The sequence below is a fragment of the Streptomyces sp. NPDC002573 genome, assembly GCF_042889625.1.
In the GTDB taxonomy this organism is placed as follows: domain Bacteria; phylum Actinomycetota; class Actinomycetes; order Streptomycetales; family Streptomycetaceae; genus Streptomyces; species Streptomyces gibsoniae.
Window position 1 is genome coordinate 18,044 of the sequence record NZ_JBIARC010000072.1, and the last position, 15,130, is coordinate 33,173.

At 70.1% G+C, this 15,130-nt stretch carries 13 protein-coding genes; 12 read left to right on the forward strand and 1 reads right to left on the reverse strand.

The window, feature by feature from the left end:
- The first annotated feature begins 138 nt into the window (after positions 1-138).
- The 11 genes from ACFYX0_RS38855 to ACFYX0_RS38905 all read left to right on the forward strand — a co-directional run bounded on the left by ACFYX0_RS38855 (position 139) and on the right by ACFYX0_RS38905 (position 10,856).
- Complete coding sequence (locus ACFYX0_RS38855) at positions 139-981, forward strand: sigma-70 family RNA polymerase sigma factor (protein WP_388978253.1); 843 nt, start codon at positions 139-141, stop codon at positions 979-981.
- A 7-nt stretch (positions 982-988) separates the two neighbouring features.
- The gene (locus tag ACFYX0_RS38860) at positions 989-1,414 is read left to right on the forward strand and encodes an SsgA family sporulation/cell division regulator (RefSeq protein ID WP_388978255.1); all 426 of its coding nucleotides are present in this window, start codon (positions 989-991) and stop codon (positions 1,412-1,414) included.
- Positions 1,415-1,471: 57 nt separating this feature from the next.
- A complete protein-coding gene (locus tag ACFYX0_RS38865) occupies positions 1,472-2,332 on the forward strand; it encodes a DMT family transporter (protein ID WP_388978258.1) in 861 nt (286 codons plus the stop codon).
- Positions 2,333-2,554: 222 nt separating this feature from the next.
- Positions 2,555-3,310 (forward strand): CoA transferase subunit A, encoded by a 756-nt coding sequence (locus ACFYX0_RS38870; RefSeq protein ID WP_388978260.1) that lies wholly within the window; start codon positions 2,555-2,557, stop codon positions 3,308-3,310.
- Positions 3,310-3,954 (forward strand): CoA transferase subunit B, encoded by a 645-nt coding sequence (locus ACFYX0_RS38875; protein WP_388978263.1) that lies wholly within the window; start codon positions 3,310-3,312, stop codon positions 3,952-3,954. Before ACFYX0_RS38870 ends, ACFYX0_RS38875 begins: the two co-directional genes overlap by 1 nt.
- Entirely contained in the window at positions 3,951-5,153 is a 1,203-nt protein-coding gene (locus ACFYX0_RS38880) for a thiolase family protein (RefSeq protein WP_388978266.1), read from the forward strand. The genes ACFYX0_RS38875 and ACFYX0_RS38880 overlap by 4 nt, the downstream gene beginning before the upstream one ends.
- 101 nt (positions 5,154-5,254) lie before the next feature.
- Positions 5,255-7,432: a SpoIIE family protein phosphatase gene (locus ACFYX0_RS38885; protein ID WP_388978269.1), complete on the forward strand. Its 2,178-nt coding sequence runs from the start codon at positions 5,255-5,257 to the stop codon at positions 7,430-7,432.
- Positions 7,433-7,579: 147 nt separating this feature from the next.
- Positions 7,580-8,200, forward strand: coding sequence for a TetR/AcrR family transcriptional regulator (locus tag ACFYX0_RS38890; protein WP_388978272.1), 621 nt, complete (start codon positions 7,580-7,582; stop codon positions 8,198-8,200).
- Positions 8,197-8,952 carry an SDR family oxidoreductase gene (locus ACFYX0_RS38895; protein WP_361232411.1) on the forward strand — a complete coding sequence of 252 codons (756 nt, stop codon included), beginning with the start codon at positions 8,197-8,199 and terminating at the stop codon, positions 8,950-8,952. Before ACFYX0_RS38890 ends, ACFYX0_RS38895 begins: the two co-directional genes overlap by 4 nt.
- 58 nt (positions 8,953-9,010) lie before the next feature.
- Positions 9,011-9,889, forward strand: a complete 879-nt coding sequence (locus ACFYX0_RS38900; RefSeq protein WP_388978274.1) for an ABC transporter substrate-binding protein — start codon at positions 9,011-9,013, stop codon at positions 9,887-9,889.
- 667 nt (positions 9,890-10,556) lie between these two features.
- On the forward strand, positions 10,557-10,856 hold the full coding sequence (locus ACFYX0_RS38905; RefSeq protein WP_388978277.1) for a hypothetical protein: 300 nt from the start codon (positions 10,557-10,559) through the stop codon (positions 10,854-10,856).
- Between the two features lie 101 nt (positions 10,857-10,957).
- On the opposite strand, the gene ACFYX0_RS38910 is transcribed toward ACFYX0_RS38905, so the two are convergent.
- On the reverse strand, positions 10,958-11,305 hold the full coding sequence (locus ACFYX0_RS38910) for a MarR family winged helix-turn-helix transcriptional regulator (RefSeq protein ID WP_388978286.1): 348 nt from the start codon (positions 11,303-11,305) through the stop codon (positions 10,958-10,960).
- A 449-nt stretch (positions 11,306-11,754) separates the two neighbouring features.
- Between ACFYX0_RS38910 and ACFYX0_RS38915 the strand changes: the two genes are divergently transcribed.
- A complete protein-coding gene (locus tag ACFYX0_RS38915; protein ID WP_388978280.1) occupies positions 11,755-14,490 on the forward strand; it encodes a multifunctional oxoglutarate decarboxylase/oxoglutarate dehydrogenase thiamine pyrophosphate-binding subunit/dihydrolipoyllysine-residue succinyltransferase subunit in 2,736 nt (911 codons plus the stop codon).
- Positions 14,491-15,130 lie beyond the last annotated feature (640 nt).

Here is a 15,130-nt window from a genome sequence, read left to right on the forward strand (position 1 = left end):
GCGAGGGTTCAGGTCGGGGGTGCCGAACCCAGGAATACGACCGCTGTCCGTGCGTCTCCCGGACTAGGCGCGGACCGGTCCGGCGCGCACCTGATCGACGGCTGAGATCCGGCCGTCGTCCCCACCCCAGGAGGCACCATGACCGGAACCGGACCCGACTGCGAGGCCGACCCCGACATCCCGCCGAGTCCGGCGGCGACGGGGAAGACTGATGAGGACGCCAAGGCCGTGGCGGACCACGACATGCAGGCCCGCTTCGAACCGGCACTGGTACACCGTGACCGGCTTTTCGCGGCCGCCGTGCGGATGACCGGCAGTCCGACCGACGCCGAGGACCTGCTCCAGGAGACGTACGCCCGGGCCTACGCCTCGTTCCACCAGTTCCGCGAGGGCACGAATCTCCGGGCCTGGCTATACCGCATCCTCACCACCACGTTCCTCAACTACCGCCGCAGTCAACGCAGGCGGCTGCAACGCGACGACACGACGGCGATCGAGGACTGGCAGATCGCCCGCGCGGCCTCGCACACCTCGTCGGGACTGCGCTCCGCCGAGGCCGAGGCGCTCGACCACTTGCCCGACTCGGACGTCAAGGCGGCGCTGCAAGCCGTCCCGGAATACTTCCGGACGGCGGTGTACCTCTTCGACGTCGAGGGCTTCACCACCCGTGAGATCGCCGACATCATGCAGACTCCCGTCGGCACCGTGCTGTCCCGACTGCACCGAGGTCACCGACGGCTGCGCTCGCTGCTGGAGGGCTATGCCCAGGAGCACTGTCTCGTCCCGGCGGGCCACGTTCGAGGCAATGGGTCCGCACCACGGGCTGGTGAGCGAGGTCACCCGGGACGGCGGCGGAAGGCGGGATGCACGCAGGGGGCAGCGGTGTTCCAAGAGCGCATGGAACACCCGTTGACAGCCCTCCGGCCCGGTGTCCGGGACAGCCCCGGGCCGGCGGGCTCGACTCTCGTACCGAGTGAGTGAGGAAGAGATGCCGAGACCCAGCACCGGTGCCGTCGATGCCGAGCTATGTGCACTCCTCGTCATGCCGGACGGCTCGGCGGTGCCCGTGTCCACGCGACTGGGCTATCGTGCCGACGATCCCTACGTGGTCCGTGCGACCTTCCGCCTCGGCGGTGACCGGGCGGTCGAGTGGTTCTTCGCCCGTGAGCTCCTGAGAGAGGGGCGGCTCCAGCCAGTCGGTATCGGCGACGTCCGCCTGCGCCCTGCTTGGCACCAGGGACAGCACATGGTGCAGATCGTCCTCACGCCGCCCGCAGGACGGGCGGACCTCATGTTCCCCTGGCCGGTGGTGACGGAGTTCCTGCAACGCACCGATGCGGTGGTGTCACCGGGCACCGAGCACGTGCATGTCGACCTGGACGCCCAACTGATGCATCTTCTCGCAGAGCACTGACCCACACCCACGATCGATCGATCATCGATCAATGCGATCTCGGGACAGGAGACCACGATGTTGACCGTGCTGTCGCCGATCTTCGCTCTCCTCGCAGCGGCAACCAACGCACTGGGAACCGTGATGCAGCGCCGGGCCGCCACCGGCGTCCCGCAGTCCGGCGGTCTGCGCATCGGCCTGATGTGGGACCTGCTGCGCACACCGGTCTGGCTGCTCGGCATAGGTGGGGTCGCCCTCTCGGCGATGTTCCAGGGCGCCGCGCTGGCCACCGGCGCCCTGGCGGTCGTACAGCCGCTCTTCATGCTGGAGTTGCCGTTCGTGCTGCTGCTCGCGAGCATCGTCTTCGGGCGCCCGTTGCCCCGGGCCGGCTGGGTGCCCGTCGGCAGTATCGGGGGCGGCCTGTGCCTGGCGTTGTTCGCGGCCGCGCCGAATGGTGGCACTCTCGGGATCCCCGCGGCTCGGTGGACAGCGGTGCTGACCTGCTGCCTGCTCGCCGTGGTGGTGTTGTGCAGCGTCGCGGTTAGGCTGCCCAACGGCGCGGCGCGCGCCGCGTGCATGGGCCTGGCCGCCGCCGTCTCCTACTCCCTCACGGCCGCGCTCATGAAGTCCTCGACCGCCGCCCTCGGCCGCCGGGGTATGGGTGCCTTCTTCACCGCATGGCAGACCTATGCGTTCGCAGCCCTCGGCGTGTGCGCCCTGTTCCTGCTGGAGAACGCCATGCAGTCCGGACCGCTGGTCGCCTCCCAGCCTGCCCTGACCCTCGGGGACACACTGGTGAGCCTGGCGCTCGGCGTCACCCTCTACGGAGAAAGACTGCGTGGTGGCTGGTGGCTGACCCTCCAGGTGTTCGGGCTCGCGCTGGTGGCGTACGGGGTCGCCCGCCTGTCACGTCAGCATCTCGTTCCCGCAGGAATGTGAAATACCCGATTCGTGCGAGAGCGGCCGACAGCACAACCCTTGAATCGCAGCCAATATCGCCGATCTGCGGGATGGCCAAGCGCGCCGTGGCATCGGACCGTGGAACCAGGTCTCCGCGGACGGCCTCGGCAGGCTGAATGCACATCGGGCGGACATGTCGGCGGCGTAAAACGCTCCGCGATGGACACAGAATTCACGCGAGCATCTGGAGATCCGAAAGATATGGGGAAATTGGTCAATACGGCCCTGGAGGGCGTGGCGGATGTGCCGGATGGAGCGTCGTTGGCCGTGGGCGGGTTCGGATTGAGTGGTGTGCCGAACGTGCTGATCCAGGCCCTGTTCGAGCGAGGCGTCGGCGGGCTGTCGGTCGTCTCGAACAACTGCGGGGCAATGGATTCGGGCCTGGCGGTACTGCTCTCGGCGGGCCGGATCGGACGGGTGACGGGATCGTATGTCGGGGCGAACAAGGAGTTCGCGCGGCAGTACCTGTCCGGTGAGCTGGAGGTGGAGCTGATCCCGCAGGGCACGCTCGCCGAACGGCTGCGCGCCGGCGGCGCGGGCATCCCCGCCTTTTACACCCCGGCCGGGGTGGGCACGCAGGTCGCCGAGGGCGGACTGCCCTGGCGCTACGACGGCTCCGGCGGGGTCGCACTGGCCTCGCCGGCCAAGGAGGTGCGGGACTTCGACGGCACCGAGTACGTGCTTGAGCACGGCATCCGCACCGATTTCGCACTGGTGCGGGCCGCGAAGGGCGACCGGCACGGGAACCTGGTGTTCCGCAAGTCCGCCCGCAACTTCAACCCCCTCGCGGCCATGGCCGGCAAGGTCACGATCGCGGAGGTGGAGGAGCTGGTCGAGCCCGGCGAGATCGATCCGGACGCGGTGCATCTGCCCGGCATCTTCGTCCAGCGGGTGCTGGTCCTCACCCCGGAGCAGGCGGCGGACAAGAAGATCGAGCGGCGGACGGTGAGCAGCTGATGGCCTGGACTCGTGAGGAGATGGCTGCCCGCGCCGCGCGTGAGCTGTGCGACGGCCAGTACGTCAATCTCGGCATCGGCCTGCCCACGCTGATCCCGAACTACCTGCCGCCAGGGGTGGAGGTGATCCTGGAGTCGGAGAACGGCATCCTGGGCACCGGCTCCTACCCGGGTGAGGACGAGGTCGACCCGGATCTCATCAACGCCGGGAAGGAGACCGTCACGGTCCTGCCAGGTGCTTCCTTCTTCGACTCGGCGCTGTCATTCTCGATGATCCGCGGCGGCCACATCGACGTCGCGGTGCTGGGTGCCATGCAGGTCTCCGAGCAAGGAGACCTGGCGAACTGGGCGATCCCCGGAAAGATGATCACGGGGATCGGCGGCGCCATGGACCTGGTCCACGGTGCCCGCACGGTCATCGTCGTCATGACGCACACCGCCAAGGACGGCTCGCCGAAGATCCTCACCGAGTGCGCGCTGCCACTGACCGGGAGGCGCTGCGTGAACCGGATCATCACCGACCTCGGTGTCCTCGACGTCACCGACGAGGGGCTTGTGCTGGTCGAGTGCGCACCGGCCGTCGACGTCGAGGAGATCATCGCCAGGACCGACGCCAAGCTGACCGTCACGGAGGGCCTGCTATGAACCCCGTTTACATCGTCGACGCCGTGCGCACGCCGATCGGACGCTACAACGGCGGCCTGGCCTCCGTACGCCCCGACGACCTGGCCGCCCAAGTCGTCCGCGAACTTCTGGCCCGCATACCCCAGTTGGATCCCAAGCGTATCGAGGACGTGTACTTCGGCAACGCCAACGGCGCCGGCGAGGAGAACCGCAACGTCGCCCGCATGGCAGCGCTGCTCGCCGGCCTGCCCACCAGCGTGCCCGGGGCGACGGTCAACCGGCTGTGCGCCTCCGGACTCGAAGCCGTGATCCAGGCCGCCCGCGCCATCGCCGTCGGCGACGCCTCCATCGCCATCGCCGGCGGCGTCGAGTCCATGACCCGCGCCCCCTACGTCCAGCCCAAGAACGACAGGCCGTTCCCGGCCGCCCACGCCGAGCTGTACTCCACCACGCTGGGCTGGCGCATGGTGAACCCGGTGATGAACCCGCAATGGACCATCCCTCTCGGGGAGTCGGCCGAGCTGATCGCCGAGAAGCACAAGATCGGCCGTGAGCAGCAGGACGGGTTCGCCCTGCACAGCCACCAGAAGGCCGCCGCCGCCCAGGAAGAGGGCCTGTTCGAAGCCGAGTTGGCGGCCGTCCCCGTCCCGCAGCGCAAAGGCGACCCCCAGCTGTTCGCGGCCGACGAGTGCGTACGCCCCGACGCCTCCCTCGCCGCGATGGCGAAGCTGAAGCCGGCCTTCCGTACCAAAGACGGCACAGTGACGGCTGGTAACGCCTCCCCGCTCAACGACGGAGCCGCCGCCCTGCTGCTGGCCGACGAGGAGGGCGTGAAGGCCATCGGCCGCGAGCCGCTGGCCCGCGTCTGTGCGACCGGAGTGTCCGCGATCGACCCCGACTACTTCGGCCTCGCCCCCGTCGAAGCCGTCAACCGGGCCCTGGCCAAAGCCGCCCGGACGTTCGCCGATCTCGACGTACTGGAGTTGAACGAGGCCTTCGCCGCCCAGGTCCTCGGCTGCCTCGCCGAATGGCCCGAGTTCGACACGGCGATCCTCAACCCGCAGGGCGGCGCCATCGCGCTCGGCCACCCCCTCGGCGCCTCCGGCGCCCGCCTCGCCGGCACCGTCGCCCACCAGCTCGCCCGCCGCGGCTCCGGCACGGGCGTGGCCACCCTCTGCATCGGCGTGGGCCAGGGACTCGCCCTCGTCCTCGAACGCTGACACGAACGGGGCGAGCAGACCGTCGTGGGGAACAGCGTCCGGGACGGGAATCGGCAGCGGCATCCGCGCGGGGTCGGCAGGTGCGGACGTACGGTACTGGTATGTGCGCCATGCGGGAAGGCGGCGCGGCGCAGCCCCACGGGCCCCGCTCCCCTTCGCCCACCGCCGGGTCGCTGCGCCGTGCCGAGCTGGACCGGCTGCTGGAGCTCGCTGTGCGCGACACCGGCGTGCACGCGGGAGCGGTCTTCCTGCTGGCGTCCGACGGCCAGACCCTGCGGCTGGAGGTGGCCGCAGGCATGCCGGCGGAGTATCTCGCGCCCTGGTTCGGGGTCCCGCTGTCGAGCCGCTTTCCGGTGGCCGATGCGGTGCGCGAGCGGCGGCTCGTCTGGCTCGGCGACCCGGAGGAGCTCGCCCGTCGCTACCCGCGCACGGCGATCGCCCTGCCCTACCACCATGCGGTGGCCGCGGCACCGCTCCTCACCGGCACCACGGTCTGGGGCGCGCTGCTGCTGTTCTGGCCCGGCGCCGACTCCACCCGTGCCGACGGCCCGAGCCCTGAACGGGTCCGTGCCGCCGGTCGGCGCCTGGGCCGGTTCCTGCGCGACGCCGCCGGCACCGGCCGCGCCGTCGGCCCGGGGCCCGCACCCCGCACCCTGGTGCAGCCGCCCGCCGGCAAGCGGGGGCCGGCCGAGGCGCTCGCCGCGGCCGACCTCGTCGAGCGGCTGCCCTGGGGCAGTTGCTCCCTCGATCTCGAGGGCAGGTTCACCTACGTCAGCGCCACCGCCGCCGCCCTTCTGGGCGCGAGCAGCCCCGACGATCTGATCGGCACGCGTCCCTGGCAGTCCTTGCCCTGGCGCACCGACCCGGCCTTCGAGGACCACTTCCGCGCCACCGTGGTCAGCCGGAAGCCCGGCTCCTACACCGCCTTGCACCCGCCGGACCAGTGGCTCGCGTTCGAGCTCTATCCCGACGACTCGGGGGTGAGCGTCCGCATATCGCCGACCGGTCCAGGCGGGGACTCGCAGCCGGGGCCCACCAGGACGGAGACATTCCAGGGCGAGCCGATCCGCTTGGGCGAGGTCTACCGGGTGCTGCACCTGGCCGCCGCCCTGTCGGAAACCGTGGGCGTCTCGGACGTGGTCGATCTGGTCACCGAGGAGATGCTGCCGGCGTTCGGAGCCCGGACCGTCGCCCTGCTCGCAGCCGAGGACGGCAGAATGCGGGTCATCGGCCGCAGCGGCTACAACCCCTCGCTGCTCGAACACTTCGACGGCGTGCCGCTGACCCACCCGGCACCCGCGGTCCGGGTCCTCGCCACCGGCGTGCCCAGCTTCTTCGCCTCCTTCGACGAGCTGTCCCGGGCCTACCCGCCCGCCCCGCACCAGAAGGGTCTGCATGCCTGGGCGTTTCTGCCGCTGATCGCCTCCGGGCGTCCGGTGGGCTCGTGCGTGTTCGCCTTCGACCGGCCCCACCCCTTTCCCGACCAGCAGCGGGTCGTCTTCATCGCGCTCGCGGGGCTGATCGCGCAGGCGCTGGAACGGGCCCGCCTGTACGACACCAGCAACGAACTCGCCAAGACCCTGCAGGCGGCCCTGCTCCCCGACTCGCTGCCCGACCTTCCTGGGCTGGATGTGGCGGCCCGCTATCTGCCCAGCGTCCGCGGCATGGACATCGGCGGCGACTTCTACGACCTGGTCCGGGTCGACGACACCACCGCAGCCGCGGTCATCGGCGACGTCCAGGGCCACAACGTCACCGCCGCCGCGCTCATGGGCCGGGTGCGCCCCGCCATCCGCTCCCACGCCGCCTCGGGGGCCACGCCGTCACAGGCCCTCGCGCAGGCCAACCGCCAGCTGGTCGCCATGGACCCGGGCCGCTTCGTCAGTTGCCTCTACGCCCACCTCGACCTCGCACACCACCGAGCCGTCCTCGCCACCGCCGGCCATCCCCCGCCCGTTCTGCGTCACCCGGACGGCCACGCCGAGGTCCTTCCGCTCCGACCCGGCGTGCTGCTCGGCATCGACCCCGACGTGGACTATCCCCCCACCGAGATCGCGCTGACGCCCGGGACCGTCCTGGCCCTGTACACCGACGGCCTCGTGGAGACTCCCGGGGTCGACATGGACGACGCCATGTCCGGGCTCGCCACCCAGCTCGCCCGGGCCTCGGCCCAGCCCATGGACCGGCTGGCCACGACCCTGATCGACCATGCACGGCAGACCGCGCCCCGGACGGACGACATCGCCCTGCTGCTCATCGGGCTCGCGACCGCCGGGTAGCGCGCCCCCGGCCAGACCTCGCCGGCAGGCACTTGGGACGTACGGCATGCCTTGACAGCGAAGAGACGGAGGGCAACGATGGGAACTATGGAAACTAATCCAGTTTCTCGAGTTTCCACGAGTGACGAGCGGCGTGCGGACGTGATCGTGGAGGCGGCCGGCCGGCTGTTCTTCGGGTCGGGTTTCGCCCGGGTGAGCATGGACGATCTCGCTCGTGAGCTCGGGATGAGCAAGAAGACGATCTACCGTCATTTCCCGGACAAGCGCAGCCTGCTGGCCGCGGTGCTGGACCGCCAGTTCGCCGCGGTGGAGCGCACGTTGGAGGCGGCGACCGAGGAGGCGGAAGAGCGGCCGTTCGGCGTGCGGGTGCAGCGGTTCCTGATCGCGGCGGGCAGTGAGCTCGGGCGGATCGGCGCGCCTCAGCTCGCGACGGGGCGGGGCGACGCGATGCTGCGCCAGTACGTGGAGCAGCGTGTGGACGCGGTGGTCTACCGGCGGCTCGACGAGCTGTTCCGGGAGGGACACCGGCAGGGCTTGCTGCCGGCGCCGCCCGAGCTGCTGAGTGAGATCACCCGCGGCGCGTTGGAGCGGCTGCTCATGTCGGAGTTGCCGCGCGATCTGGACTGGACCGCGGCCGATCTGCTGCGGGCGACCGTCGACACCGTGCTGTACGGGGCGATCCGCCCGACAGGCCGGGGCATCGACGACGAACAACCCCGGGCGGTCATCCCGACGGCCCGCGACGACGATCCGGAGGTGGGCCCATGACCGGGACGACCGGCAGGGTGGCATTGGTGACGGGGGCCAGCAGCGGAATCGGCGCGGCCACGGCGCGACTTCTGGCCGCGCGAGGAATGCGCGTGGTGGTCAACTACCTCCGAAACACCAAGGCGGCCGAGGAGGTCGTGGCCGACATCGAGGCTGCGGGCGGCCAGGCCATGGCCATGCAGGCCGACGTGCGCGAGGAGGCGGCCGTCGAGAGCATGGTCGGACAGGTCCAGGCAGCTTGGGGCGGCATCGACGTGCTCGTGCACAACGCGCTCATCCCGTATGCGGTCAAGCCGTTCCAGGACATGACGTGGGAAGAACTGGGCGGCAAGATCGACGCCGAGATGCACGCGGCGTTCGCGGTCACCAAAGCCGTACTGCCCACGATGACCGAACGAGGGTGGGGACGCCTCATCTACATCGGCACCGGACTCAGCCGCCTGCCTCGGGCGGGCATGATCGCGCTGGGCGTTTCCAAGGCCGCACTCGAGCAGTTCGCCCGGTATCTCGCCCAGGAACTCGGCCCGCAGGGCATCACGGTCAACGTCGTCTCGCCCGGCCCGGTGGAGTCCCGCACCGCCGATGCCGTGCTCGACGACGCAACGAGGCAGCGGCAGGTGGCCGCCACCCCCTTGGGCCGCCTGGCCCACCCGGCCGACGTCGCCCAAGCGGTCGCCTTCTACGCCGCCGAGGACAACTCCTTCATGACCGGCACCACGGCCGCGGTCAACGGCGGCATGGCCATGTACTGACACCCCGCTGACCTCCGCACACGCGGCCGAGCCCTTAAACGATCAAGGAAAGACGTTCATGCACACGATCGACCTGGCCTACGTCGGACGAGGCCTGCACGAGGAGCTGGCCGCCTACATCGCCGACCAGCAGGACTACTACGCCGAGGAGGGTGTCCACGTCGCACTGCGCGACGGCTGCACCTGGGACGTGGAACGGCTGCGCCGCTGCGCCACCATCGGGCTCGGCCGGGCACTGCTGTCACGACTGACCGACGGCACCCCGTGGGTCACACTCAGTGTCAACACCCAACGCCCGCTGTTCTGGTTCCTCGCCCGCCCCGGCCTGACCTCCCTGGCCGACCTGGCCGGGCGACGGCTGGCGGTCCACGCCCCGCACACCCCGCCCGGCGCATTCGCCCGGATCGTGCTGCGAAAGGCCGGCCTCGACCCGGACCGCGACGTGAAGACCATCGTCCGCTCGCCCGGCGACTACGGCATGGACCTGCGCCGGCTCAACGACGGCAGCATCGACGCCGCCTACGTCGGCAGCACCATGGCACCGGAGGCGGTGGCCGCCGAGCACGGCTGGAACGTGCTGGCCTGGGTCGGCGACCACTTCCAGATTCCCACCGTGGGCGTGGCCGTCGACCCCACCTACATCTCACCGGACGACCCTGCGGTCCAGGCCGTCGTACGAGCCCACCGGCGCGCCCTTCAGGTGATCCACGACGACCCCGACACCACGGTGCGCCACATGCAGACGTTCCTCGGCGGACAGACCGCGGAAGAGGCCCGAGCCCACTACGACACGTTCATCGCGCCGTACTTCACCACGGACGGCCAGGCCGACCTCGCTGTCGGCGACAAGGCGATCACCGCGGTCGCCGCCGAACTCGGCGTTCCCGCCGGCGTCACCGCGGCCGAGTTCTACCACACTGGGGCCACCACAGCCTAGGCATCAGGACCTGTGGAACGACACCGGCGGCGCCTATGCGGCAGTTATGGCACGTGATCCTATCCATCGGAGCTCTCCCGGCGCCTTGGCGTTGTCGGTGCGACGTGGTCGAAGGCGTCGCTCCACAAGGGATGTGGTCGCTCAACTCGTAGTCGGATGACGGTCCGACCGCGTCCCGCACCGACAACTCCGAATGACGAATGATGGCGTTCTTCACTGCGGAGTCGCAGTCGCGCACCGGTCGACCAGTGCCCCAAGTCTTGGAAATCGGGCTCATCTATCGCCGACGTGATCACGGCTTTCGCCCTCGACGAGGGTCCCCGATTCTCGTCGGCGAGGGCGGCCGGCGTCGACGTGTAGAAGCCCGTCGCAGCGTGCAGCGAATCCCGGCCCCTGCCAGGAACTGTTCCGCCGTCCGGTGGTCGCGGGCGTTGAGGTAGGTGGCGGTGGGCGAAGCGCCGGCAAGGGACACGTACAGGACCCGGTCCACACCGGCCGCGATCGCCGACTCGACCGCGGCGGCGTGTTCGTCGGGAGCAAGAGCGACATCCAGAATCGGATCGTCGACGAAGGCGTGAACGCATCAGGTTACGAACGCGCGATGCAGACGCTGCTTGAGGAACAGACACCAGAGTCGGTGCCGCGAGCGTTGGCTCATGGCACGCGGATGGGCAACGAGAGTCAGTTCACCGTGCACGAGGCGATCCGCAAGGCGCTGCCCGTCCACGAGGACGGCGAGGCCCTGTGGGAGCGCGCCACCGCGGACTATCGCGACGCGCTGCACACGACCGCCCGCCATATGCACACCCTGACTCCACCGCCCTCCTACCCGGTGGAGGAGACAGCCGACCTGCTCTGGCACTGGTTCGGCCCCACCCGCTGGCGCACCCTGGTGGTCGAAAGCGGCTGGTCCTGGGACCGTGCCGAGGACGTCCTCTATCGCACGGCGGTCGCCGCACTGCGCTGACACCGCTTGCGGGGCGGCGGGGCCACGGGCTGGATTCGCCGCACAAGCCGCGCCCAGGTGTCGTCCGCCGACCACAGCCGTTGGCGTGGAAAACGAGCAGATCAAGTGACGTCACACGATCGGCCGGACGGCTCCTGGGTGTCCAGTCCCGGACCGAGGTGCTGGCGCATCAGCGCCTGCGCGGTCGTCTCGGCGGCGGCGAATCTGGAGCGTCCTGCGTCGGTCAGGGTGGCCTCGACCGTCCTGCGGTCTCCGGCACGACGATGGCGATCAATCAGTCCGGCCGCCTGCAGACCCCTGAGGAGGTAGGACATCCGGTCCCCGGATTCCTGGAGGAACGCCGCCAGCTTGGCAATGGGCACAGATCCGCTCGCGGCCTCGGCGAGCGCGCCGAGAATGAGGTAGTCATGGAGCGACAGACCGTGCCGCATCCGCAACTCACCGTGCACGAGACCCAAGGTCCGCAGGACACCTGGAAACTCCCACCGCGTAGTGTCCGACAAATCGTAGTCGATCATATTCCTTCCCAGGGGGTCGGTTCTCCGGCTACAAGCCCGCGGCGCAGCATCACAACCAGATTCCCTACGACGTCGATCCCGGGCCGTACGGACACGAAGTCCTCGGATCAGGACGGCGTCACCCGCCCGCACTCCGAATATGCGACGACGGCAGGCAGCAGGCCGTCACCCGTCCGATGTCCTGATGTGAGGCCGTCGCGGCGCGCCCGGCCATCCGTCTCCGCGCTCCCGGCGTCCTAGCGTCGTCAGTGCGACGCGGTCGAACGGGTCGGTCTCCGCAACGGTTGCGAAGTCCTCGAACACCTGACACGCAGGCGGACGACCGCCGTAGCCGCGTCCGCCATCCCAAGGCTTCACAGAGGAAAGAAGGCGTTCGCGCCATGGCGTCGCAATCAGACACCGCTCGAGCAGCGTCTCACGGGCTGGACTTCGGGCTCAACGAATGGGTCGTGGACGAGCAGCGACGGCGTTACCTCCACGACCCCGGCTCGGTCGACCAGACGTGGAGGAACTTCTTCGCCACTCTGGTGTCCCCGGCCGCCCTGCCCGCCTCAGCCCAACACCACAAGGGCACCGACGAGGCGGCGCTCAAGGCGGTACGGGTCGCGGCGCTCATCCACGCGTATCGCGTGCGCGGGCATTTGTTGGCCGGAACGGACCCGCTCATGGCGCCGCCCGCCGCAGCACATCCGGAGCTCGACATCGCCGCGTTCGGACTGGACGACGCGGACCGGGCGGAGGACTTCGCCGTGGACGGGTTCGCCGGGCGCGCCACGATGACACTCGACGAAGTGCTCGGCGCGTTGCGGGAGTTCTACTGCCGCACCGCCGGGTTCGAGTACATGCACATCCAGGACGCCCGGGAACGCCACTGGATCCAGCAGCGCGTCGAGGGGCCGCAGCGCCGCCCGGACCGTGCCGGGCAGCTGCGGATCCTCTACCGGTTGGGGGCCGCGGAGGCCTTCGAGACGTTCCTGCAGACCAAGTACGTGGGCCAGAAGCGGTACTCGCTCGAAGGCGGCGAGTCGGCCATCGTGCTGCTCGACGCCCTGCTGCTCCGCGCCATCGAAGACGGTGTCCAAGAAGCCGTCATCGGGATGGCGCACCGCGGCCGGCTCAACGTCCTGGCCAACATCATCGGCAAGTCCTACGGCCAGATATTCGACGAGTTCGAGGACGCGGTGGACATCCGATCGGTCCAGGGCTCGGGAGACGTGAAGTACCACCTCGGCGCGGAGGGCACCTACCGTGCCCTGGACGGCGGCACCATCGCCGTCTCGGTCGTGGCGAACCCCTCGCACCTGGAGATCGTGGGGCCGGTGGCCCAGGGCGTGGTGCGCGCCAAGCAGGACCTGGCCGGGGACCAGGGCGAGCCCTTCCCCGTACTGCCGGTCGTCCTCCACGGCGACGCGGCCTTCGCCGGCCAGGGCGTGGTCGCCGAGACCCTGAACATGTCGCAACTGCCGGGCTACCGCACGGGCGGGACGGTCCACGTGGTCGTCAACAACCAGGTCGGCTTCACCACCCTACCCGCCAACGGCCGTTCGAGCACGTACGCCACCCATGTGGCACGGATGGTGGAGGCACCGATCTTCCACGTCAACGGCGACGACCCGGAAGCCGTCGACCGCGTCGCACGGATGGCCTTCGACTACCGCCAGACGTTCCACAAGGACGTCGTGGTCGATCTGGTCTGCTACCGGCGCCACGGGCACAGCGAGGTCGACGACCCGTCCATCACGCAGCCGATGATGTACGAACGCATCGACGCCAAGGATTCGGTGCGCACGCTGTACGCCGCGGCCCTCATACGCCGCGGGGACATCGGCGAGCGGCAGGTGGACAGTGCCCGTCGCAACTACCGGGACCACCTCGATCGGGCCTTCGCTGAGACCCGGGCGCTGCCCGCTCCCGCACCGGCCGAAGACCTTCCTTGCGCCGACGCCGGACAGGCGGCCACCCAGCGCACGGCGACCGCGATCGACGAGGCGACAGCCCGTCAGGTCATCGCATCGCAGACCGACCTGCCGCAGGGCTTCACCGTGCACCCGCGTGTCCTGCCGCAGCTCCACCGGCGTACGGCGGCGCTCGACACCGGCACCGTCGACTGGGCCACCGCGGAGACACTGGCGATCGGTTCGCTGCTGCTGGAGGGCGTCCCGGTACGGCTGGCCGGACAGGACTCCCGGCGCGGCACCTTCGGCCAGCGCCACGCCGTACTGACCGACCGGCGCACCGGCGCGGAGCACACGCCGCTGAACTCCCTCAGCCCGCAGGCCGCGAGCTTCGCACCGTACGACTCGATGCTGTCCGAACTGGCGGCGCTGGCCTTCGAATACGGCTATGCGCAGGCCCGTCCGGAAGCCCTGGTGCTGTGGGAGGCTCAGTTCGGTGACTTCGCCAACGGCGCGCAGACGGTCGTCGACGAGTACATCGCCTCGTCCGAGCAGAAGTGGGGCCAGCGCTCCACAGTGACCATGCTGCTGCCCCACGGCCTGGAGGGCCAGGGTCCGGACCACTCCTCCGCCCGGATCGAACGCTTCCTGCAACTGTGCGCGCAGGACAACATGACCGTGGCCATGCCCTCCCTGCCGGGCAGCTACTTCCATCTGCTCAGGCAGCAGGCGCTGGACGGCCGCGGGCCACTGGTGGTCTTCACCCCGAAGTCGATGCTGCGGTCGAAGGCGGCCGTCTCCGCCCTGGCCGAGTTCACCCAGGGCGGCTTCCGCCCGGTCCTGCCGGACGACACGACGGATCCGGCCCGTGTCTCGCGCGTGCTGCTGTGCTCGGGCAAGGTCTTCTACGACCTCGACGCCCACCGGCACGCCGCGGGCACGACCGACACGGCGATCGTCCGCCTGGAGCGCCTCTACCCGTTTCCCGCCGAGGAACTCGCGGCGGAACTCGCCCGCTTCCCCGCGGCCGCGGACGTGCGGTGGGTGCAGGAGGAGCCGGAGAACCAGGGTGCGTGGTCGTTCGTCGCGCCGCGTCTGCACCGGCTGACTCGGCGCGCTGTGGAGTGCGTGAGCCGGCCCGAGGCGCCCGCGCCCGCGGTCGGCTCGGCCCGCCGGCACGGCGTCGAGCAGAAGGCTCTCGTGACATCGGCCTTCCAGTGATCAGCGGCTCGCGCGGTGCGCATCGGCTGCCCACCGCGCGTATCCGTCGACACCACGGCAGCATCGAGGAGGAGCAGCGGCATGAGCGTCTCTGATCAGCTTAGGAAACCTCAGTCAGCCGCAGTGGCCGGTTGAGGTTCTTGCCATCGGGGCGGGGTGGCGTGGGCGTGGAGGTGGAATCCTGCGCCGAGTGCTGCACCGCGTGGCCGGTGGCGGGGTTTGCTGCTGGTCCGTGTCCTGCATGCTCTGGTTCCGGAAGGCTGCGCGAGGCAGGCTCCGGCCCGTGGAGGCGTTTCCCTCCGGACGCTGACCGGTTCGGGCGTGATGCCGTGCCGGGGAGGGTGCCCCGCGTCGCCTGGGCGCGGGGCGTGAAGGTGTGCGCCGGGTCGGCCCGGTCTTGGACCGGTCGGACCCGGAAGTCCTGAGGTTTTCTGCGATGACCGCAGCCGCTTCGAGGCGGTCGACGACGGCGGGGATGGTCATCTGGCCGCCGACGCGGTCGCTGAGGGTGTTCTTCTGGTGGGCGAGGCCTCGGGCGGCGATGGGCTGCCAGGCCCCGTGGTCGCGGTCTCCCTGCCACCCGCACTCGGGGTTCGGGCACAGCGCCCATTTCCATCCGGCGTGGGTGGTCGGGTCCGGT

What these genes read in the sequence shown, in the direction of transcription:
- ACFYX0_RS38855 (WP_388978253.1), top strand. Translation starts at nt 139, where the DNA reads ATGACCGGAACCGGACCCGACTGCGAGGCCGACCCCGACATCCCGCCG.
- ACFYX0_RS38860 (WP_388978255.1), top strand. Translation starts at nt 989, where the DNA reads ATGCCGAGACCCAGCACCGGTGCCGTCGATGCCGAGCTATGTGCACTC.
- ACFYX0_RS38865 (WP_388978258.1), top strand. Translation starts at nt 1,472, where the DNA reads ATGTTGACCGTGCTGTCGCCGATCTTCGCTCTCCTCGCAGCGGCAACC.
- ACFYX0_RS38870 (WP_388978260.1), top strand. Translation starts at nt 2,555, where the DNA reads ATGGGGAAATTGGTCAATACGGCCCTGGAGGGCGTGGCGGATGTGCCG.
- ACFYX0_RS38875 (WP_388978263.1), top strand. Translation starts at nt 3,310, where the DNA reads ATGGCCTGGACTCGTGAGGAGATGGCTGCCCGCGCCGCGCGTGAGCTG.
- ACFYX0_RS38880 (WP_388978266.1), top strand. Translation starts at nt 3,951, where the DNA reads ATGAACCCCGTTTACATCGTCGACGCCGTGCGCACGCCGATCGGACGC.
- ACFYX0_RS38885 (WP_388978269.1), top strand. Translation starts at nt 5,255, where the DNA reads ATGTGCGCCATGCGGGAAGGCGGCGCGGCGCAGCCCCACGGGCCCCGC.
- ACFYX0_RS38895 (WP_361232411.1), top strand. Translation starts at nt 8,197, where the DNA reads ATGACCGGGACGACCGGCAGGGTGGCATTGGTGACGGGGGCCAGCAGC.
- ACFYX0_RS38900 (WP_388978274.1), top strand. Translation starts at nt 9,011, where the DNA reads ATGCACACGATCGACCTGGCCTACGTCGGACGAGGCCTGCACGAGGAG.
- ACFYX0_RS38905 (WP_388978277.1), top strand. Translation starts at nt 10,557, where the DNA reads ATGGGCAACGAGAGTCAGTTCACCGTGCACGAGGCGATCCGCAAGGCG.
- ACFYX0_RS38915 (WP_388978280.1), top strand. Translation starts at nt 11,755, where the DNA reads ATGGCGTCGCAATCAGACACCGCTCGAGCAGCGTCTCACGGGCTGGAC.